The organism is Pseudoalteromonas sp. Z1A8 (assembly GCF_011378855.1).
Taxonomy (GTDB): domain Bacteria; phylum Pseudomonadota; class Gammaproteobacteria; order Enterobacterales; family Alteromonadaceae; genus Pseudoalteromonas.
In genome coordinates this window covers 1-19,252 of the sequence record NZ_WTLB01000023.1, presented here as the reverse complement: position 1 = coordinate 19,252, position 19,252 = coordinate 1, and the positions used below count along the sequence as shown (strand labels likewise).

21 protein-coding genes and 1 rRNA gene are annotated in these 19,252 nt (G+C 39.5%); 8 read left to right on the top strand and 14 right to left on the bottom strand.

Going from position 1 to position 19,252, the window contains the following annotated elements; genetic code table 11:
• Window positions 1–28: 28 nt before the first annotated feature.
• The 4 genes from GQR55_RS10720 to lexA all read right to left on the bottom strand — a co-directional run bounded on the left by GQR55_RS10720 (window position 29) and on the right by lexA (window position 4,386).
• The gene (locus GQR55_RS10720; protein WP_166420585.1) at window positions 29–559 is read right to left on the bottom strand and encodes a cytochrome c oxidase assembly protein; all 531 of its coding nucleotides are present in this window, start codon (window positions 557–559) and stop codon (window positions 29–31) included.
• Entirely contained in the window at window positions 559–2,151 is a 1,593-nt protein-coding gene (gene ctaD, locus GQR55_RS10715) for a cytochrome c oxidase subunit I (RefSeq protein WP_166420584.1), read from the bottom strand. Before ctaD ends, GQR55_RS10720 begins: the two co-directional genes overlap by 1 nt.
• Window positions 2,151–3,293: a cytochrome c oxidase subunit II gene (gene coxB / locus GQR55_RS10710; RefSeq protein WP_166420583.1), complete on the bottom strand. Its 1,143-nt coding sequence runs from the start codon at window positions 3,291–3,293 to the stop codon at window positions 2,151–2,153. Before coxB ends, ctaD begins: the two co-directional genes overlap by 1 nt.
• A 475-nt stretch (window positions 3,294–3,768) precedes the next feature.
• Window positions 3,769–4,386: a transcriptional repressor LexA gene (lexA, locus tag GQR55_RS10705; RefSeq protein ID WP_166420582.1), complete on the bottom strand. Its 618-nt coding sequence runs from the start codon at window positions 4,384–4,386 to the stop codon at window positions 3,769–3,771.
• A gap of 167 nt (window positions 4,387–4,553) precedes the next feature.
• Here lexA and GQR55_RS10700 point away from each other — a divergent pair, with 167 nt between their 5' ends.
• On the top strand, window positions 4,554–4,994 hold the full coding sequence (locus GQR55_RS10700; protein WP_166420581.1) for a PaaI family thioesterase: 441 nt from the start codon (window positions 4,554–4,556) through the stop codon (window positions 4,992–4,994).
• Here GQR55_RS10700 and GQR55_RS10695 read toward each other — a convergent pair whose 3' ends face one another.
• Entirely contained in the window at window positions 4,995–5,375 is a 381-nt protein-coding gene (locus tag GQR55_RS10695; RefSeq protein WP_008138697.1) for a hypothetical protein, read from the bottom strand.
• Window positions 5,376–5,688: 313 nt separating this feature from the next.
• Here GQR55_RS10695 and GQR55_RS10690 point away from each other — a divergent pair, with 313 nt between their 5' ends.
• Complete coding sequence (locus GQR55_RS10690; protein ID WP_166420580.1) at window positions 5,689–6,414, top strand: hypothetical protein; 726 nt, start codon at window positions 5,689–5,691, stop codon at window positions 6,412–6,414.
• A 75-nt stretch (window positions 6,415–6,489) separates the two neighbouring features.
• On the opposite strand, the gene GQR55_RS10685 is transcribed toward GQR55_RS10690, so the two are convergent.
• Both GQR55_RS10685 and GQR55_RS10680 read right to left on the bottom strand, forming a co-directional pair.
• A complete protein-coding gene (locus GQR55_RS10685) occupies window positions 6,490–6,810 on the bottom strand; it encodes a chaperone modulator CbpM (protein ID WP_166420579.1) in 321 nt (106 codons plus the stop codon).
• A complete protein-coding gene (locus GQR55_RS10680; protein ID WP_166420578.1) occupies window positions 6,810–7,778 on the bottom strand; it encodes a DnaJ C-terminal domain-containing protein in 969 nt (322 codons plus the stop codon). The genes GQR55_RS10685 and GQR55_RS10680 overlap by 1 nt, the downstream gene beginning before the upstream one ends.
• Window positions 7,779–8,020: 242 nt before the next feature.
• Here GQR55_RS10680 and GQR55_RS10675 point away from each other — a divergent pair, with 242 nt between their 5' ends.
• The 3 genes from GQR55_RS10675 (at window position 8,021) to GQR55_RS10665 (ending at window position 10,790) form a co-directional block, all read left to right on the top strand.
• A complete protein-coding gene (locus tag GQR55_RS10675) occupies window positions 8,021–8,674 on the top strand; it encodes an endonuclease (protein ID WP_166420577.1) in 654 nt (217 codons plus the stop codon).
• A 101-nt stretch (window positions 8,675–8,775) separates the two neighbouring features.
• Window positions 8,776–10,404, top strand: coding sequence for a S41 family peptidase (locus tag GQR55_RS10670; protein ID WP_166420576.1), 1,629 nt, complete (start codon window positions 8,776–8,778; stop codon window positions 10,402–10,404).
• On the top strand, window positions 10,404–10,790 hold the full coding sequence (locus tag GQR55_RS10665; RefSeq protein ID WP_166420575.1) for a hypothetical protein: 387 nt from the start codon (window positions 10,404–10,406) through the stop codon (window positions 10,788–10,790). Before GQR55_RS10670 ends, GQR55_RS10665 begins: the two co-directional genes overlap by 1 nt.
• Window positions 10,791–10,859: 69 nt before the next feature.
• On the opposite strand, the gene hmpA is transcribed toward GQR55_RS10665, so the two are convergent.
• The 3 genes from hmpA to GQR55_RS10650 are packed head-to-tail and all read right to left on the bottom strand — an operon-like array spanning window position 10,860 to window position 13,564.
• Window positions 10,860–12,041, bottom strand: coding sequence for an NO-inducible flavohemoprotein (gene hmpA, locus GQR55_RS10660; RefSeq protein ID WP_166420574.1), 1,182 nt, complete (start codon window positions 12,039–12,041; stop codon window positions 10,860–10,862).
• A gap of 21 nt (window positions 12,042–12,062) precedes the next feature.
• Window positions 12,063–13,295, bottom strand: a complete 1,233-nt coding sequence (locus tag GQR55_RS10655) for an NnrS family protein (RefSeq protein WP_166420573.1) — start codon at window positions 13,293–13,295, stop codon at window positions 12,063–12,065.
• Complete coding sequence (locus GQR55_RS10650; protein WP_166420572.1) at window positions 13,295–13,564, bottom strand: hypothetical protein; 270 nt, start codon at window positions 13,562–13,564, stop codon at window positions 13,295–13,297. Before GQR55_RS10650 ends, GQR55_RS10655 begins: the two co-directional genes overlap by 1 nt.
• 160 nt (window positions 13,565–13,724) lie before the next feature.
• On the opposite strand from GQR55_RS10650, the gene norR reads away from it, so the two are divergent.
• Complete coding sequence (gene norR, locus GQR55_RS10645) at window positions 13,725–15,281, top strand: nitric oxide reductase transcriptional regulator NorR (RefSeq protein WP_166420571.1); 1,557 nt, start codon at window positions 13,725–13,727, stop codon at window positions 15,279–15,281.
• 32 nt (window positions 15,282–15,313) lie between these two features.
• Here the strand turns inward: norR and GQR55_RS10640 are convergent, their stop codons facing one another.
• The gene (locus GQR55_RS10640) at window positions 15,314–16,213 is read right to left on the bottom strand and encodes a LysR family transcriptional regulator (protein ID WP_166420570.1); all 900 of its coding nucleotides are present in this window, start codon (window positions 16,211–16,213) and stop codon (window positions 15,314–15,316) included.
• Between the two features lie 119 nt (window positions 16,214–16,332).
• Here GQR55_RS10640 and GQR55_RS10635 point away from each other — a divergent pair, with 119 nt between their 5' ends.
• Window positions 16,333–16,899, top strand: coding sequence for an NAD(P)H-dependent oxidoreductase (locus tag GQR55_RS10635; RefSeq protein WP_166420569.1), 567 nt, complete (start codon window positions 16,333–16,335; stop codon window positions 16,897–16,899).
• Window positions 16,900–16,925: 26 nt separating this feature from the next.
• Here the strand turns inward: GQR55_RS10635 and GQR55_RS10630 are convergent, their stop codons facing one another.
• Complete coding sequence (locus GQR55_RS10630) at window positions 16,926–17,366, bottom strand: TerB family tellurite resistance protein (protein ID WP_166420568.1); 441 nt, start codon at window positions 17,364–17,366, stop codon at window positions 16,926–16,928.
• 99 nt (window positions 17,367–17,465) lie between these two features.
• Between GQR55_RS10630 and GQR55_RS10625 the strand changes: the two genes are divergently transcribed.
• Window positions 17,466–17,840, top strand: coding sequence for a hypothetical protein (locus tag GQR55_RS10625; protein WP_166420567.1), 375 nt, complete (start codon window positions 17,466–17,468; stop codon window positions 17,838–17,840).
• Window positions 17,841–17,842: 2 nt separating this feature from the next.
• Here GQR55_RS10625 and GQR55_RS10620 read toward each other — a convergent pair whose 3' ends face one another.
• Window positions 17,843–18,436, bottom strand: coding sequence for a hypothetical protein (locus tag GQR55_RS10620; RefSeq protein ID WP_166420566.1), 594 nt, complete (start codon window positions 18,434–18,436; stop codon window positions 17,843–17,845).
• 611 nt (window positions 18,437–19,047) lie between these two features.
• A 5S ribosomal RNA gene (rrf, locus tag GQR55_RS10615) occupies window positions 19,048–19,162 on the bottom strand.
• Between the last annotated feature and the right edge of the window lie 90 nt (window positions 19,163–19,252).

Genomic DNA, 19,252 nt, shown 5'->3' with positions numbered 1-19,252 from the left:
ACTCCTAGTTTTACACTAGACATGCAGGCTAGTTATTACTCGCAACTAGCTGCTCACTAATATCAAATACGGTGTACGACAGCGTCAACTCTTCAATATCGCTTGGTAATGCGGTATCAACATAAAACAGTAATTTAAATTCAAGCTCTTCTCCTGCTTTTAGAGGTTGCTGATCAAAACAAAAACAGGCAATTTTATGCAAATACTTAGCCGCTTTACCTGGCGAAACTGATGGTACAGCCTGCATTACTTTGTCGAGGTCACTACTATTTTTAGCACTAAACATCACCTCACGCATGGCACCGGGTTTAACAGTAACGCTGTACTCTTTTGATTTAACAACAAACGGCGCACCAGCTTGCGCATGAGTTGTAAAACTCACGCCTATTTCGCGATCTTGCACTATTTGTGTACTTTGCTCTGCCTGCTCAAGCGAAGGCTTCCCATTAAGCCCTGTTACGTCGCAAAACACGTCATACAAAGGTACTAAAGCAAAGGCAAAGGCAAACATACCTATGCAAATAAGTACCAAACGTTTAAGTAACGGTGCGTGTGTCATTACTTAATAACCGGCGGCGTAGAAAAAGTATGATATGGCGCTGGAGAGTCAACTTCCCACTCAAGCCCTTCAGCCCCATCCCATACTTTTGCAGGCACTTTATCGCCACCACGTGCACATTTAATTACTACAGCAACAAACAGTAGTTGCGATAAACCAAAGGCAAAACCGCCTATACTTATAATTGCGTTAAAGTCGGCAAATTGCAGGGCGTAATCGGGAATTCGACGCGGCATACCAGCAAGCCCTACAAAGTGCATAGGGAAAAACAGTAAGTTAACGCTCACCAGCGATAGCCAAAAATGCCATTTAGCTAGCGTGATATTAAACATGTTGCCTGTCCACTTGGGCAGCCAATAATAAGCACCCGCCATTATCGAAAATACGGCTCCAGTTACTAATACATAATGAAAATGCGCCACTACAAAATAAGTATCGTGATACTGAAAATCAGCCGGTGTAATTGCCAGCATCAATCCCGAAAAGCCACCCAAGGTAAACAGCACTATAAACGCAATACTAAAAAGCATAGGTACTTCAAAGGTAATTGAGCCTTTCCACATAGTGGCAACCCAGTTAAATACTTTTACCCCTGTGGGCACCGATATAAGCATGGTTGCGTACATAAAAAATAACTCACCTGCTACCGGCATGCCTGTAGTAAACATATGATGCGCCCAAACAATAAAGCTCAATAGTGCTATGGAGGATGTGGCGTACACCATTGAGGCATAACCAAAAAGTCTTTTACGAGAAAAAGTGGGCACTATGGTCGATATAATGCCAAAGGCAGGAAGAATCATTATGTATACTTCAGGGTGACCAAAAAACCAAAAAATATGCTGAAACATCACCGGGTCGCCGCCACCTGCAGCATCAAAAAAGCTGGTAGCAAAGTACTTATCGGTAAGCACCATAGTGACAGCCCCTGCAAGCACTGGCATTACCGCTATTAATAAAAAGGCAGTAATTAACCACGTCCATACAAATAAGGGCAACTTCATCCATGTCATGCCGGGGGCACGTAAGTTCACTATGGTTACAATCACATTGATTGCACCCATTATTGAGCTAATCCCCATAATATGTACGGCAAATACAAACATTGCAGTGTTATCGTTACTATAGGTTGTAGAGAGCGGTGCGTAAAAAGTCCAACCAAATGCAGGTCCCCCACCTGGCATAAATAACGATGCCAATAGGATTAAAAATGCAAACGGTAAAATCCAAAAGCTCCAGTTATTCATTCTTGGTAATGCCATATCTGGCGCGCCAATCATTAAAGGGATCATCCAATTAGCAAGGCCTGTAAAGGCCGGCATAACCGCACCAAACACCATAATCAAGCCATGCACTGTGGTCATTTGATTAAAAAAGTGAGGATCGACCAACTGTAAACCAGGTTGAAATAATTCAGCCCTGATCACCATGGCCATTCCGCCGCCAATTAAAAACATGGTCAGCGAAAAAATTAAATATAAACTACCAATATCTTTATGGTTAGTTGTATAAAGCCAGCGTTTAAAGCCTTTTGCGGGATGATGAGCATGGTCAGCTTCATTGGCGTTAGGTTGTTCTACTATGCTACTCATTAGTTCGCCTCCACTTTGGCATCAATTGCTGCCTGTATTTGACTCGGCTGAATAACATCACCCGTATCGTTACCCCACGCATTACGTTTATAAGTAATAACAGCTGCTAATTGCTTTATAGATAACTGCTTGGCAAACGCTTGCATTGCCGTACCTGGTCGTCCATGAATAACTACATCAATGTGATCTTTTATATCGCCAAGCACTATTGGGCTTCCTTTAAGCGCAGGAAAAACACCCGGCAATCCCATGCCAGTAGGCTGATGACACGCCGCGCAGCTGGCCATATACACTTGCTCGCCTAAAGTCATTAACTCTTCTTTAGGAAGTGTTTGATCAAGCAGAGCAGCGTCGGCCAGTGCTGCTTTTTGTTTTGCTTGCTTTGCATCGGCTAGCCATACTTTAAAGTCAGCTTCAGATTTAGCTTCAACCACTACGGGCATAAAACCATGATCTTTACCGCAAAGCTCGGCACATTGACCTCGGTAAATACCTTCCTCGTTAATATTGGTCCATGTTTCGTTTATAAATCCCGGGTTAGCGTCTTTTTTCACAGCAAAATCAGGTACCCACCAAGAGTGAATAACATCATCAGAGGTCATTAAAAAACGTACTTTTTGGTTTATTGGCAGTACAAGCGGTTTATCTACTTCAAGTAAATAATTAGGATTTTTATCTGCAAGATTCGCTATTTCGTCTTGAGGGGTGGATAAAATAGAATAAAATGCGACGTCTTCGCCCATATATTCATAGTGCCATTTCCATTGCGAACCTGTAATTTTAATAGTGAGATCAGCTTTGCTGGCATCTTCCATTGCAATTAGGGTTTTAGTGGCTGGTACTGCCATAGCAATTAAAATAACGAATGGAATAGCTGTCCAAAGTATTTCTACTTTAGTGCTTTCGTGAAATTGGGCAGGTACAGCCCCTTTAGATTTACGGTGATGAATCAGTGCCCAAAACATAATTGCGAACACTATCACCCCAATCACACAACATATTATAAATATGGTCATGTGCAGCTGATATACATTATTGCTTATATCGGTTACGCCTTTGCGCATATTGTACTGGCTGTTAGCCAAAACATGCTGCGGAAAAACAATCAATACAAGCCACAAGGTAGAAGTCAGTTTACCCATGTGACGGCTCCTTTGATGCTATTGCGAGTGCAAAGCGAAGAGGCATACGGCTTAAACGCCAATTCGTTATTTTTATTATTTAACCAATCCTGTTTTTTTGACTGGTATCGCTGTCCCAACAAAGAGTTTGTATATTGTGTGTTCTCAAAACTGAAAAGCTGTGAGTTATTGTTAGTTCAGCACACTAATAATTAGCTAAAAAATGAGCAACAAGCAAGCTTTAGTATAAAAAACAACCGAGTAATATTTAAAAATTAGTCAAGTATCTGCAAGCATATCGACTATTTAACATTCAAAAAGCGAGCAAAACAAAGGGGTGTAACACATGAGGAAGGAGAAAAGCATGAGTGAAAAAAAGTTTACAGCTTAAATAATTAGTTAGCTGTTTAAGCTATATTTTAGTACGAATTTTAAAACAAAAATGCGCACTAAAAAGTGCGCATTAGTAAATTGATTGCTTAAAGCTATCTAAAAACTACATCCAATCGGCGTTTCTTATTACGCCAACAGCTAGGCCTTCAATGTTAAAAGACTCATTCTCAAGGTCTACTTCAATAGATTCAAAATCGTCGTTTTCAGCATGAAGTAACACTTTGCGACCCGCTTTTTCAAGACGTTTTACAGTTACGTCTTCATCTACGCGGGCAACAACAACTTGCCCGTTTTCAGCGGTTTGAGTACGATGCACAGCAAGTAAATCACCATCCATAATACCAATATCTTTCATGCTCATACCGTTAACGCGTAGTAAAAAATCTGCAGCCGGTTTAAACATTAATGGATCGATTTTGCAGTGACTTTCAACGTGCTCTTGCGCCAAAATAGGTGAACCAGCAGCAACACGCCCTATAAGCGGTAAACCTAATTGTTCTGGCTCTTCTTCTTCAATTAACTGAATACCACGGCTTGCACCTGGTTTCATTTTAATTGCGCCTTTTTTAGCAAGTGCTTTTAAATGTTCTTCAGCAGCATTGGCACTTTTAAAACCTAGTGTTTGCGCTATTTCAGCACGTGTAGGAGGCATACCAGTGTCTTTAATAAAAACTTTAATTAGTTCGAGTATTTGAGCTTGGCGGTTCGTTAATGGTCGCATACAACTGGTTTTCCATACAGTACATTTAACTGTGAGTATATACAGTTAAATAAAAATCGCAAATTTAAATTATGTCTTAAAATAGCCAAAGTAATTTCACTTGTGTACATTTTAGGGATATAACTAAAGCTAAGTTTATAAATGATTAAAAAGGCAAAGGAGTCGTTATGAGTATTTGGTATCAACCTATTACTTTAGAGTTTTGCAAACAGCTAGATGAAGGTATAAATGGCCAAGGTACGCTGATGAAAACTATGGGGATAGAAATCACAGAAATTGGTGATGATTACTTAGTTGCAACTATGCCCGCCATACCTGAGCATCATAACCCAATGGGGATGGTTCACGGCGGTGCTAATGTTGTACTTGCCGAAACAGTAGCGAGTTATGCCGCTAACTTTGTTGTCGATTTCACAAAATTTTACTGTGTAGGGCAGGAAATTAACGCAAGCCATTTAAAAGCATCTCGCAATGGTACTTTAACTGCCACGGCAAGAGCATTTCATATTGGCAAACGTAGTTCAGTATGGGAAATAAAAATTACAAATAGCCGCAATGAGCTGTGCTGCGTATCAAAAATGACCGCAGCAGTCGTAGAGCGAAGATAGTTACTTTTCGATTGGGTAAATTGTAATTTCCATACCCGCACCAATCGCAGATATACGTAATAATGTATCTGCATCTAAGGCTTGATTAAAGCACTTAGGGGAAGTGCCTGATTCAAAACCAATATCAAACGTTCTACGTGAACAGCTTAACCATTGCTTTAGCGCGTTACGCGAACACGATTCAATAAGCTCACATATATGGTTTATTGCTTTGTCAGGCGTGTTTACTACACCTGTTGCTTCAATACGCGCTAATTGACGGTATTCGTCTTTGTCATAATGTAAAATCGTCGCGACTTTTTTCAAGTCTGCCACTAGCAAACTAATATCTTGCTTTGATTCAAGCTCAAGATCTACATTTAAAAATTGAATTTCCGACATCGTTTCGTATTTATCCTCTAATAATTTCATTGCAAACTTTAACGCAGTTTTACCGTTATACCAAATCAACTATGCTCTATTAACCACTTTATATAGATATTTCGCAGCTTTTAAGTATTTTTTAGCGTTTAAAGCTAGCTGGATATCAAACACTCAGCTCAATTAAACAAATAAGTCATGTTAGCAATTTAAGTGTAATCTTTTTTATTTTTAAATGATTACAGTAAGCTATAGTTTAAACTGCGACAAAATGTCGCAGTAACTAATCCCATTAATGTAATAAACTAGCCTCTAAAAATAATAAGACTAAAACATGAATAAAAAAATATTTAAGTATGCTCGCAAGTTACATAAATGGCTCGGTTATTTGCTCACATTACAAATTTTAGCTTGGCTATTAGGCGGTTTAGTCATGAGCGCTATTCCTCTTGATAAAGTTCATGGGGAGCATCTTGCAACACGTACTCTTAATAACCCATTTACGCAGGCTGATTATATTGCCTCCCTTAACGATATTGCACCTCAGGTGGTTAATCCAACACAAATAATTTTTGAGAACTTTTTAACCACACCTATAATTACAGTAATAAATAAAGATGAACAGCAAAGCTTTAACGGTATAACAGGCCGGCCCTTTGAGCCGCCAACTAAAATACAAATTACCGCAAATGCTAAAGCACACTTACTTATTGATGCTCAAGTGACAAGCGCTGTACTGCTAAAGCAAGGTATGCGAGAAGTTGGATATAAAACCAATGTTTGGCAGGTACAATTTGACGACACATTTAACACAACACTGTATTTGTCAGAAAATAACGGCAAAGTTATCACCGTTCGCAGCACACTATGGCGAATTTTCGACTTTTTTTGGATGTTACATATTATGGATTACGATGAGCGAGAGGATTTTAATAATCCACTGCTTATTAGTTTTGCAGCAACCAGTGTACTTTTTTGCCTAAGCGGGATATTACTACTTATAAAAAATATACGACTAAAGCGATTAATCTCAATTAAAAGTAAGAACAAATCAAAATAGTCATATTAATTTTTAGGAGCTAGCGCACTCTCATTAAAGAGTGTGCAATCGCTAAACACTGATATTAGAATGATTTTATTCCAAGTGGTTAAATCGACTCAAATGTCGTTTTAACATTTCGTTTTCTAAAATCAACTCATCACGCTCATTCAGCAATTGTAAAATTAACGCTATTGCCGACCAATCTAACGAAAAGTCATGCTGAATACGGGCCGCTTTTTTGACTAAGGTCACTGCAGATACCGTAAATTTCCATTCTGCAACATGCTCTCCTTCAATAGGAACAGCAATACTATGTTCAACTAACTCATATAAAATTGCTTCGTTAATATCACTACTCAAACATAGCTCTTTGCTAGTAAGTAAATCATCTTTTTGTGTCACAATAATTTGCATTATGGTTTACTCCAGTCGCTGCGGGGATCAAAGTGAGCTTTTTCGGCTAATTCTTCCCAAAGCTTTTTACTGGTTTCATCAATAGATGTTGGATTAACAATTTTAAGTACAGCAAATAAGTCACCTTTGGCTTTTTTACTAATTAATCCCTTACCTTTAATACGCAAACGTTGACCAGACTGGCTATTAGGCGGAATCGTTAGTTGAATTTTTCCTGTTAATGTCGGCAAATTAATTTTTGTGCCAAGAGCCGCTTCCCATGCTGCAAGAGGGACGACTATATTTAAATTATGACCTTCAACATCAAATAGTGGGTGAGGCACTAAACTAATTTGTAAGTACAAATCGCCATTTTGTCCATTCGCAGACCCTAATCCACCTTGCCCTTTTAGTCGAATTCGTTCGCCATTTACTGAACCTGCTGGAATTTTCACTTTAAGTGATTTTTTAATTTCAGAGACACGACCACTACTATCTCGCTGCGGTAACATAAACTCAACAGGCTTAACGGTATCAACTAAAGTTTCTTCAAGAAAAATTGGGAACTCTATTTCCACATCTTGTCCTTTTTGCGCGCGAGCAGCGTTACTTCTGCTCTGCCCTGAACGATCAAACCCACCGCCTCCGCCAAACATTGAATTAATAAAGTCAGAAAATTCTTGATCGGTTTGAGGATCACTTTGCTGGTAATTACCTTGTGTAGAACCAGCGCTACCGCGATAATTTGTTTGCTGCTGATGAGCACGATTTTGTTGATGGCGACGTAGCTCGTCGTATTTTTTACGTTCATCTTTATTATGGATGACTTCGTAAGCTTCTGCTATTTCTTTAAATTTATCTTCTGCTTGAGGCTCTTTGCTTACATCTGGGTGATATTTTCTGGCTAACTTTTTATAAGCTACTTTAACCGCTTTATCGTCTGCATCAGGCGATATCCCAAGTACTGAATAATAATCAACAAATTTCATTTGCAATCCAAATCCCCATATTGAGTAAGCTTTAAGCATACTCCTTAACTTATAATCTTGTGTAGCTAAAGTACAATAAATAGTAAGAAATAAATGAATAGTAAAATAACTTTGAAGAAAAAATTAATTAGACACTTTTTAGTAATATTCCTAGTAATATAAGTGCAGGCCTTAAGTTAACTTTATCTTTTATCTTCAGGGCTTTAAACTAGACATTCCTGTAGTTCACATTTGTGATGGATATGACTCGATTTATTCTGGCCTTATTGGCTTGTTGTGTGTGTGTTTCGGTATCAGCCGAACAATTCACCCGCTTTTCAACCGCTAAAAGACATCTAATTAAAACCCTACCTGATAACGCTAAAAGCATTTACTGCGGCTGTGATATTAAAAAAGAAGGTAAAAAACTAACCCCCGATCCGACTAACTGTGGTTACATTCCTCGAAACACCCTTACCCGCTCAGGCAAAGTAAATGTGCGAGCTCTACGTATTGAATGGGAACACATTGTTCCGGCCTGGGAATTTGGTCACCAGCTACAATGCTGGCAAGATGGTGGGCGTAAAAACTGCCGTAAAGTAAGTGCTAAATTTAGAAAAATGGAAGCTGATATAAATAACTTGGCGCCAGCTATCGGCGAAATTAATGCCGATCGCTCTAATTATCGCTTTGGCATGCTTAGCGAAAACGCAACACAATATGGCCGCTGCGAAGTAAAAGTAAATTTTAAGCAACGTGTAGTAGAACCGCCTGTTTATGCACGAAAACGTATCGCCGACACTTACGCTTACATGCAAAAAACATACGGTTTAAAGATCTCAGATAAACAGCAAAAATTATTTAATGCATGGCAAAAGCAAGCATTCGCCGATACAAGTAGTGCGAACAAGCTCTAAGCTTTAACACTCATTTACATAAATCAAAGTTATAAATGTTGAATAAACGAGCGAGTGTTGTAATATTTTAAACAACTTATTTACAAAAAAAGCCCTTAACTATGTTTAAAAATAATAAAACCTCGCTTGCCATTTTTGCAGCACTTTCGGGCTTTGCTCTAACAGGTTGTGGCGGCGGTGGCGGTGGCGGTATCGACGCTGCTCCTGTAGTTACCACACCTATAGTTACAACACCTGTTAGTAGCAGTCCAACATGGACTGCAGGTGTATTTGAGCAGTCTAACGATTTAAAAAACTTTTGCGAAACACCCCGCACAGGTAACGATCCCTTTAACAACAACGACCCTTACCCAGATAAAGTAGGTTCCGCCCTTTACGAAAAACTTTGGCTTCGCTCTTGGAGCGATGAAACCTATCTTTGGTATGATGAAATTGCCGATAACGACCCTGAAAGCTTTGCTACAGTCGCCGACTACTTCGCTCAATTAAAAACAGAGCAGCTTACCGACTCAGGTGCAAAAAAAGATAACTTTCATTTTTCAGAGCCTTCTGAGGATTACTTTCAAGAAGCACAATCGGGCGTTACTTCTGGTTACGGAATAAATTGGGCGTTTATTGGCGATACAGCCGATCGTATTTTACGCGTTGCTTATCTTGAAGATGATTCTCCAGCTAGCAATAAAGGCTTTCAGCGCGGTGATACCGTACTTTCAGTTGACGGCGTTAGCATCAACACCAATACAGAGTCGGGTGTAGACACACTTAACGAAGGTTTATTTAGCCCAACTAACGGCGACTCACATACGATTGTTGTACGCAGTAACGACGGAACTGAGAAAACATTTAATGTAACCGCTGGCAATATTGAGCAAACACCTGTTCAAAACGTTAAAACAATTACAACCGCAAATGGCTCAAGCGTGGGTTACATGCAATTTAATAGCCATATAAGTATTGCCCAAGAAGGGCTTATTGATGCGGTAAATAAGTTTAAAACCGATGGTATTGATGAGCTTGTAATAGACTTTAGATATAACGGCGGCGGTTTATTAGCGCTATCGGCGCAATTGGCTTATATGGTTGCCGGTAATGCTAACGTGAACAACCGCTTTTATTATCAAACCCAACAAAACGATAAACAGCCCGTTGATTCGCCTTTCCCATTTATTGATGAAGAAATAGATTACTCTACTTTTTTTAGTACTGGAGAAAGCCTACCCGATTTGAACCTATCGAAGGTTTATGTATTAAGCACATCAGGTACCTGTTCGGCATCAGAAGCTTTTATCAATGGTTTAAAAGGTATAGACGCAGAAGTTATTTTAATTGGCGACACAACCTGCGGTAAGCCGTATGGCTTTACCCCAACTCATAACTGCGCAACAACCTATTACACTATTCAATTTAGTGGTGTAAATAGTAAAGGATTTGGTGAATACGCTGCAGGTTTTACACCAACCTCTACGCCACAGTTTGATGCCGATGTGCAAGGCTGTGAGATTGAGGACGACTTTGATCATCAACTAGGCGATAGTAACGAAGCTGTTTTAGCCACTGCATTATTTCATGTCGAAAATGGCAGTTGTCCAATTAGAACGGCTACTGTAGCAAAAACAGAGCCAGCAAACTTTTCAAGCTCTCGTGAATCACTCGCTCCTTTAAACGTACCTTCGCAATTTACACAGCGCAATATGGACTTAACGTGGCCAACATTGAGTAAGGAAAGGTAATGGCTAAATTATTACTCCCATTAGCTACCTTATTCGCTTTAGGCGGATGCCAAGGTGTAAAAGATACCAGTATAAATAGTGAGCCAGCTAAACCCGCTATATTAACGAGTGTTAACCCTAGCGTTGTTGCAACACTACAACAGGCAATTCAACAAGCTAAGGGAGGCGCACTAGTAACGCTTGCCGATTCGGTATTTACTAAACGTAGCGAACTGCTAATTGATCATGCAATGAGTAAAGGGTCTGATGGCAGAGTAATTATGGGCGCGCATAATATAAAATCTGAGAAGTTTATTTTGCAACTACGTAATAACCAATGCGAACTTTACTATCCTAAAAAAGAGCTTACTACAGTACTTGAAGGTGTTACCTGTAAAGAATTATAAGGCACTTTAAAGTTTATAAAAAAGGCGCGCAGCATATCGCTGCACGCTTTCTTCTATTTTAAAGCGTTATTACAAGTCTTGATGCGGACCAAACACTTCATAATGAATCTGCTCGTTTTTAACACCTAGCTCAAGTAACTGGTTTTTTATAAATGCCATAAAACCAGCAGGACCACATAAGTAAAAGTCGCCATTACTCAATGGTAGCTGTGCTTGTACTGCATTTAGGTTCATTAATCCAGTAAAGTCAGCGCCTTCTGTCGCTTGGTTAAACCACGTCATTGTTTGTAAACGGTTATAAACTGTACTTAACTCATTTAAATATTTTGAAAACGAATGCTGCTGAGTATTTTCGCAGGCATGTAAATACATAACCTCTTGATTAGAATTATCACTTAATAGCGTTTCAAGCATAGCCAGCATGGGTGTTTGCCCAACACCAGCTGAAATGAGTACCGCTGGGTTTGTATTATTACGTAAAAAGAAATCCCCTGCCGGTGGGTATAACTCAACAATAGTGCCTTGCTCTAATGAGTGTAAATGATTAGACACCATGCCATGCTTTGGTTGTAGCTCTTTTTTAACACTAATACGGTAGTTTTTACCGTTACTTTTTTGCGAAATAGAATACTGGCGAATTTCTTCATATTCAGCGCCCTCTGGCTTAACTTTAATACCTAAATACTGCCCTGGCTTATGTGTAATAACAGCTTCTCCATCAACCGGCGTAAGTGTAAAGCTTGTTACTAATTCTGATTCAACTTGCTTGTTGGTTATTTCAAACTGGCGAGTGCCCACCCAGCCACCGTGTTTATTTTTACTGTGCTCATACAAAGCAGCTTCTTCGGTAATACAAATATCGGCAAGTACGCCGTAAGCTTCGCGCCATGCGTACTCAACATCGGGAGTAAATTGCTCAGGAATAAGCTCTTTTAAAGTACCAATTAAATGCGCACCTACAATAGGGTAATGCTCAGGTAAAATATTCAAGCTGGTATGCTTATGATTAATACGTGTTAGCGCTTCTTTTAATACGGCTAAATTATCAATATTTTGTGCATACGCAGCTAATGCATTAAAAAGTGCAAATTGCTGACGACCTGTATCTTGATTCGCCATATTAAAAATATTTTTAAGCTCAGGATTATGGCTAAATAAACGCTTATAAAAATGATCGGTAACAACCGTACCCGCCTCTGCTAATAACGGAACGGTACTTTTAACAATCTCAATGGTTTTGTCAGATAACATATGTTTTTTCCTATGGATGAACTAACCACGACGCCCATCAACACGACGCCGCGTTAATATAGGTGTGCAGTGAATTAAAAATAATAAAAAAGCCACTAACCACAGCAAAGCACTTATTTGCCAAGCAAGGTGAGGCCCAATAATAAATGGGAGTAATGAACGGGTAATAGCGGCCACAAGCAAAAACGCAAAAGCAACGGCCATGTAATGAGGAATGGTAAGTGTACGCCCTGTATGACCATGCGATACACGCGTCATCATTGCTAAAATCATCATACCTATTGTGCCAATAGTGATAAGGTGCAGCGCATCTTTAAACTGTATTGCACTACTATAAAAGCTAAATGCAACCATCATTAAACCCACACCTAACGTAAGGTACGAAAAATGCAAAGACCATAACAAAGGTACTCTCAATACCTTGCTGTCCCACCAAAAACCAGCCCTAATTAAGTGAAGTGCAGCAACAATTGCAATAACTAACGCAGGATTAATAATGTTCAAAAATAACTTATTAATAAAAAATACAGTGATAGCCACAATAGATAAATACATCACCGCTTTATCTATTTTAGGAGTACGTACTTGCTTGTTTAAACCAAGACCTTTAGCGGTAAAAAATGGTAAAACACGGCCCGCAACAATGCCAACTAGTAAAGTAATTACCAGCACTGCAGTATCAACTACAGCAAGTGCAAGCTGCATGTTTTGCTTTATAACGAGTATTAAATACAGTGCATTGAGCGTACATAGCACAGCTAAAATAGCTAAAAATGGATAGTTACTTTTACTACTCGCTTTTAATAACATATTCGCCAGCACTGCTATAGCGCCTAGCCACCAAATAACTTGTAACGTAAGTACGCCATATAAATTAAAATGAGCAATATCGGGCAATATCACAAAAAAGGCTAAGCGCGCTGCAAGCCATATAAACGTAAGCCACATAAGGGCTTTGCCACTTATGCTCGGTACGCCAGTCCAAGTTTGTGCTGCGGTAAGCAAAAAGCCAACAGCTACAACTCCTGCAAAGCCAAACAGCATTTCGTGTGCATGCCATAACGTAGCCGGCATTGATAAATGCCAACTGGCATAGCCTGTTAAAATAAGTAGCCAATACCCCACTGACAAAAATGCCAATAAGCCACCGCCTAAAAAGAAAGGTCTAAAAGCTAGCATCCATAACGGCCATTGAGATACTTGATGAATAGCAACGCGTGCTGCCATTGGTTCAGTTAAGTTTATAGGGCGCATTATCGTACCTCCTGCCCTAAGCCATGTTGTGCAATACAGCGCAGTACGTAACTTACTTTTAAAATAGCAGCAATAACAATAGTGCCAATATGAGCTGATACTTGCACCGCCATAGAAAAGTATTCAGCAAACGTGTAACTAATTAAAATACTTGCCGTAATACACACTAAACTCAGAGCCAATGCAGTATTGGCAGCAATTAATACTGTTTCGTATAGTGAACTAAACTGTATTTGACTATTTAAATTATTCAGCATTAGTGTGTTCATGGCGATCTCTGTAACTAACTACGTTACTTAGCTATTACACATACTGTGCCAACAAATTTAATCGATTTAGTTCAATGACTTAAGAGAAATCACTTTACAACATGAGTCTTTATGACCTACTATAAATCAATTCATAAAAACACGTATGGGTCATTTTGACATGAATCAGCAATTCAACCTCACGCAAGTCGCTTTAGAGCTCGCACAAAGTACATTACACGAGCATAGCTTTGAGCAATTATTGGCAACGGTTGAACGGGTTATTCCAAGTGATGCAAGTGCGTTATTAGTACTTCAGGGTGAACAATTAAAACCACTGGCAATTAAAGGGTTAATGCCCGACAGTCTTGGCAGGCGATTTAAAATAGTAGAGCACCCCCGCCTAGAAGCTATTTGCAAAAGCACACTCGCGCTACAATTTGCACACGACTGCCCGCTCCCCGATCCCTATGATGGACTGCTATTGGCCAAAACCGGCGATATTCCGGTGCATGCGTGTTTAGGGTTACCTCTTTATGATAAAAACGCGCTACTGGGCGTACTCACATTTGATAGCCTAAATGCTAATGCATTTAATAATATTAGCGCTGATACACTCAACACATTACAAACCCTGTGTAGTGCGCACTTTAAAACGGCCTTAGAGCTTGCCCATTACAAACAGCATGCACAGCAATCAAGTGCATTAATGCAAGAGCTAAATCGCGAAGCATTAACACGGGACGGTGGCGAAATTATTGGTCAAAGTCCGCTAATGCAAACGCTCAAAAACGAAATTAAACTTGTTGCAGCATCTAACTTTAGCGTACTTATTTTAGGAGAAACAGGAGTAGGGAAAGAGCTGGTAGCGCGTAATATTCACTTAAATTCAGCTCGAAAAGATCAACCGCTTATTCACTTAAATTGTGCTTCACTTCCTGAGAACCTTGCCGAAAGTGAGTTTTTTGGTCATGCAAAAGGCGCTTTTACTGGCGCACAAAATGCACGCCAAGGTAAATTTCAGTTAGCTGATGGTGGCACGTTATTTTTAGATGAAATAGGCGAACTGCCTCTTGCCATGCAAAGCAAACTATTACGAGTGCTGCAAAGTGGCGAAATACAAACGGTAGGTGAAGATACGTCAAAATACGTAGATGTGCGCGTCGTTGCCGCAACCAATAGAGATTTAAAAGAAGAAGTAGCCAAAGGCCGCTTTAGAGCCGATTTATACCATCGCCTCAGTGTCTACCCTATTACTGTGCCACCACTTAGTAAACGCGAGCACGACATAACACTCTTAGCTGGTTATTTTATTGAGCAAACAGCCCGTAAATTAGGGATAAAACAATTAAAATTAAGCCCTGAAGCGCAAGTATTGCTTAATCAGTACAACTGGCCAGGTAACGTTCGCGAGCTTGAACATGTCATTAGCCGCAGCGCCCTAAAAGCAAAACAAAGCCAATGGCAAAATCCAATAATAACCATTACAAGCGAGCACTGTGATTTAACACCTAGTGCGCCGCAAAACTCTTTAGTAGCAAGCCAAAGTACAACCAACACCTTAATCAACCAACCTTTAAAGCAAGCTGTAGAATCGCTGCAATACAACGTAATTACTGAGCAATTAAAGAAGCATAACTACAACTGGGCAGCAGCAGCAAGAGTACTTGAATTAGATAGAGCTAACCTAGTACGCTTGGCTAAACGCTTAGGGATTGAAATTAAAAAAACACTATAATCATTTAAAACACAGCTAGAATGCTGCTAAAACTATTGATTAGCAGCTAACTTACTAAAATGTGTTTTTAACAACCCTGCAAAAGCTTGTACTTTAGCAGTGCGATGCACTAAGTGATGCGTGACTAACCATACATCGGTAGGCCAGCTTAACTCACTGTGTAATATAGGTACTAAATCAGAATATTGCGCCGCTACGTCATGCTGTAATCCGCCAATGCCTAGCCCTTTAATTATTGCACGAGTCGCTTCTGCGGTTTCAGATACTCGCAGCTTAATTTGCGATGCAGGAATATGTTCATCAGCCCATGCAAAATAAGGCACGCGGGCATTAAAACCCGCCACACCCGATACAAAATTATGTTGTTGTAAATCACTTAATAATTTAGGCATTCCATATTTATTAATGTAACGCTTATTAGCATACAAGCCAGACGAAAGCTGCGCCAAATGTTGAGCAATATAATCTCCCTCATCAGGTCTTGGACCTGCACGCACTGCAATATGCGCTTGTCCGTGATCAAGTCTTAACCTTTTTTGTTCTAAAATAACCTCAAGCTGCACCTGTGGATGTAGCGCCTGAAATTGCTCACATACATCACCAAGTACATCCATAAAGCCACTTACCGTTGTGAGTAATAAACTCCCTCTAAGGGTGCTGTCGGCCGCTGCTATATCGTTATGTAACTGCTCTAATGAACTATGAATGGTTTGTGCTGTTGTAAATAATTTAGTGCCTATTTCAGTTACTTTATAACCACGGGCGTGACGATGAAAAAGCCGTGCATTTAAGTTTTTTTCAAGATTATTAATTCGTCTAAGCACTGTGCTGTGGTGCACATTAAGCTCTTCTGCGGCCGCCGTTAACGTACCTAAACGCGCCACTTCAAACGCTACTTTAACGTCTTGCCAATCTTCAAATTTAATCGCCATGCTAATTACCTTTTACTTATGTGCATTTACGCACATAAGTGTTGCGTTTATTGGGGTTTTCTACAAGCAAAATTTTGCTACATTAGAGCTGTAAACTTAAACACTTAAAGGTCTCTAACATGTCAGCACCAAAAATTATCGCCCTAGCAGGAAGTCTTCGTCAAGAAAGCTTTAATCAAAAAATTATTAATGAAGCAGCGCGTTTTGCTCTACAAACAGGTGCTGAAGTAGAAGTAATAAAACTAAACGAATTGAATATTCCATTATTTAACGAAGATATAGAAGCGCAAGGTACACCAAGCGATGTACAGCTTTTAAAAGATAAACTACGTGCAGCTGATGGTATTTTACTAGCAAGCCCTGAGTACAACGGTTCCATTACCGCTGCACTTAAAAATGCGATTGATTGGGCCTCACGTACAGAGCAAGGTGCGGTTCCAGCTTTTCGAAATAAAGTGGTCGCTTTGTATGCAGCATCGCCTGGTGGGCTTGGTGGATTACGCGGTTTAAATCATGTGCGTGATATATTAAGCGGCATTGGATCGTTAGTACTTGCCGATCAACTTGCAGTACCCGCTGTACACACGTTGTTTGATGAAAGTGGCCAAATTAATGAACCTGTTACTGCAGAGCGAGTATCGGCGCTTGCTCATCAGTTAGTAAGCGTTGCAAGTAAATTAAAATAATTTAGTACGCCTTACCAAATAACTAATTACTTTGTCGCCGCTATTTTTGCGGCGATAAAGTCTGTATGCGTTACATATAAAAGCCCAGCCACTTTACGTATTACGTAGTCTTCTTGCGGATCTATTTCGCCATCAGCATAGGCCAAACGCCATAGTAGCTCTATTATTTCAATGCGCTGAACTGCACTACAATGCTCATTAATTTGTTTTGAAAACTGAAAGTAGTCAATAGCGCCATCTAAACTACTTGCTGCGTTAGTGGTTAGCTCTTCAACTTCTGAATCTGTTAAATTAAAGTATTTTTTTAAGGTTACAGTCAGGGTTTGTTGTTCATGATGGTCAAGCTTAGTATCAGCACGCATAACCTCTATAAGCAATGCTGCAACTGCTGTTTTTAAATCATGCTGCTCTATACTAGGTTCCTGATCATCGAATACAGCAAAAAGCTGCTTTATTTGTTTGAACATCACATTATCCCTTTTTGGGTGTTAGACTAAAGATAAAGAAATCGAACTTGTATGAGTAGTTAATGGGTATTAAGTTCGCAAATTAAAGGATACATTTTTATGAAAGGATTAAATACACCACGCTTAGTTATTGGCAGCGTATTGGTGGCCCTTTCGAGCGTCGGCACTGTATTTGCCGAAACTGTCGAAAAAGAAAAATCATACGACTTTGATAATAAAGTACATTACTACCAAACTAAAATTGGCGAAGACAACTATAAAATAGAAATACAGTCAGACGATTACAAACACTTCGCTAATCAAAGTATGTTTTTACTACGCCATGCAGATAGGTTATGTCGTGGCAGAACCTTTATGTTAAAGGTCCTAGAAGGCGTACAAGAATACGAACGTTTTCCAACTAAACCACGAGCTTACCAACCCCCATTAAATGTTTTACTGCAATGTGAAGTACCCGAGAAAAAAGAAAAGTAAACTTATTTTTCATAACCCCATGGCGCTACCGGTGGAGTAATTGGTTTAGTTAAATCAAAATCCACTTTAAATTCACGCCCTTGTCGAATTAATCGATAAGTAAATACTTCCGGGTAAATATACATTTGCCATGTATTACCTACAGATTGAGCGATCCCTTGTGTAACAAATAACTCTTTAGAGTATTGATCTGCAGGAAACGACTGCATTTGCGCAAAACCTGCACCAAGCGTGTGGCCACCATACATAGTGGATGCGTCATCAGTACCATCCTCATGGCGATGATCATGCTTTAAACTCAAGCCACTCCCTGTTTTAGTTATGATCCAGGTACGTGATGCATCATCCCCTACATGAAACGGTACTTGTAATTCATTGTCTGTACATTTACGTACATGCATAACCAGTTTTTTATCTGCAAATGAACTTGGCCCCTTCGCATTATCTACCATTACTTTACCTTCAAACGCTTTTCCGCAATGCGCTGCAACACTATTAAAAAAGGCATCATGAGTAGGAATAGACACTAACGGGGCAGGGCGTGCAAAAGCTGTCGATGAAGCAAGTATTAGAGTTGCTGCAGTTAATAATTTCATATGTTTCTCGTTATAGTTATTTTAAAACACCTGTAATAATACAGCTTTCTTATACCAATTCCATTAAGTATGTGATCTGAATTTTACGCCGAAAAAACAATTCAGTTCTAGGCGTAAATTGATGTAAATGGTTGTTCCCTTTACGAAATTGACAACAAAGAAATGGGTTGTTTTGGCAAGTAAAATAGATCAGCTATTTATTGGAATTGGTATTAAGTACTTTATTAGAGGTATCTCTACTCAATTAAGGATGTAATTGCATAGAATGCTTAATTGATAACTAAATAGATCATAATAACTCACACATTACTCTCCTGCAGACGTAAAAAAACCCGAATCATTAGATTCGGGCTTTCTAGAATGTGAAGTCGGTGCGCTACGCAGTAGAATGGCTTAGTGCCCACAGCGGTAGAGAGTCACTTAGCAAATGCTACGATATCGGCCGACTGAGATATTGAGGGATTTTGTTGTGATTCTAGCGTCGGGAGTCGCTTCGCTCGCCCGACCTACGTGATGGGTGTTGGATGAGTGTACATTAATTGTGCTATTTTTACTTTTCTGCAGACGTAAAAAAGCCCGAATCGTTAAATTCGGGCTTTCTACAATTTGAAGCCTGGTAATGTCCTACTTTCACATAGCAAATGCTACACTATCATCGGCGCTGTTTCGTTTCACTACTGAGTTCGGCATGGAATCAGGTGGGTCAAAAACGCTATTGTCACCAAGCAAATTTGGGCGTTAATTCGTATCACTACAAACTAACTGAATTTGGAAAATATCTGATAATATTTTTTAAGTCTTTCTAAGTAATATCTA

What these genes read in the sequence shown, in the direction of transcription:
- GQR55_RS10720 (WP_166420585.1), bottom strand. Translation starts at nt 559, where the DNA reads ATGACACACGCACCGTTACTTAAACGTTTGGTACTTATTTGCATAGGT.
- ctaD (WP_166420584.1), bottom strand. Translation starts at nt 2,151, where the DNA reads ATGAGTAGCATAGTAGAACAACCTAACGCCAATGAAGCTGACCATGCT.
- coxB (WP_166420583.1), bottom strand. Translation starts at nt 3,293, where the DNA reads ATGGGTAAACTGACTTCTACCTTGTGGCTTGTATTGATTGTTTTTCCG.
- lexA (WP_166420582.1), bottom strand. Translation starts at nt 4,386, where the DNA reads ATGCGACCATTAACGAACCGCCAAGCTCAAATACTCGAACTAATTAAA.
- GQR55_RS10700 (WP_166420581.1), top strand. Translation starts at nt 4,554, where the DNA reads ATGAGTATTTGGTATCAACCTATTACTTTAGAGTTTTGCAAACAGCTA.
- GQR55_RS10695 (WP_008138697.1), bottom strand. Translation starts at nt 5,375, where the DNA reads ATGTCGGAAATTCAATTTTTAAATGTAGATCTTGAGCTTGAATCAAAG.
- GQR55_RS10690 (WP_166420580.1), top strand. Translation starts at nt 5,689, where the DNA reads ATGAATAAAAAAATATTTAAGTATGCTCGCAAGTTACATAAATGGCTC.
- GQR55_RS10685 (WP_166420579.1), bottom strand. Translation starts at nt 6,810, where the DNA reads ATGCAAATTATTGTGACACAAAAAGATGATTTACTTACTAGCAAAGAG.
- GQR55_RS10680 (WP_166420578.1), bottom strand. Translation starts at nt 7,778, where the DNA reads ATGAAATTTGTTGATTATTATTCAGTACTTGGGATATCGCCTGATGCA.
- GQR55_RS10675 (WP_166420577.1), top strand. Translation starts at nt 8,021, where the DNA reads ATGACTCGATTTATTCTGGCCTTATTGGCTTGTTGTGTGTGTGTTTCG.
- GQR55_RS10670 (WP_166420576.1), top strand. Translation starts at nt 8,776, where the DNA reads ATGTTTAAAAATAATAAAACCTCGCTTGCCATTTTTGCAGCACTTTCG.
- GQR55_RS10665 (WP_166420575.1), top strand. Translation starts at nt 10,404, where the DNA reads ATGGCTAAATTATTACTCCCATTAGCTACCTTATTCGCTTTAGGCGGA.
- hmpA (WP_166420574.1), bottom strand. Translation starts at nt 12,041, where the DNA reads ATGTTATCTGACAAAACCATTGAGATTGTTAAAAGTACCGTTCCGTTA.
- GQR55_RS10655 (WP_166420573.1), bottom strand. Translation starts at nt 13,295, where the DNA reads ATGCGCCCTATAAACTTAACTGAACCAATGGCAGCACGCGTTGCTATT.
- GQR55_RS10650 (WP_166420572.1), bottom strand. Translation starts at nt 13,564, where the DNA reads ATGAACACACTAATGCTGAATAATTTAAATAGTCAAATACAGTTTAGT.
- norR (WP_166420571.1), top strand. Translation starts at nt 13,725, where the DNA reads ATGAATCAGCAATTCAACCTCACGCAAGTCGCTTTAGAGCTCGCACAA.
- GQR55_RS10640 (WP_166420570.1), bottom strand. Translation starts at nt 16,213, where the DNA reads ATGGCGATTAAATTTGAAGATTGGCAAGACGTTAAAGTAGCGTTTGAA.
- GQR55_RS10635 (WP_166420569.1), top strand. Translation starts at nt 16,333, where the DNA reads ATGTCAGCACCAAAAATTATCGCCCTAGCAGGAAGTCTTCGTCAAGAA.
- GQR55_RS10630 (WP_166420568.1), bottom strand. Translation starts at nt 17,366, where the DNA reads ATGTTCAAACAAATAAAGCAGCTTTTTGCTGTATTCGATGATCAGGAA.
- GQR55_RS10625 (WP_166420567.1), top strand. Translation starts at nt 17,466, where the DNA reads ATGAAAGGATTAAATACACCACGCTTAGTTATTGGCAGCGTATTGGTG.
- GQR55_RS10620 (WP_166420566.1), bottom strand. Translation starts at nt 18,436, where the DNA reads ATGAAATTATTAACTGCAGCAACTCTAATACTTGCTTCATCGACAGCT.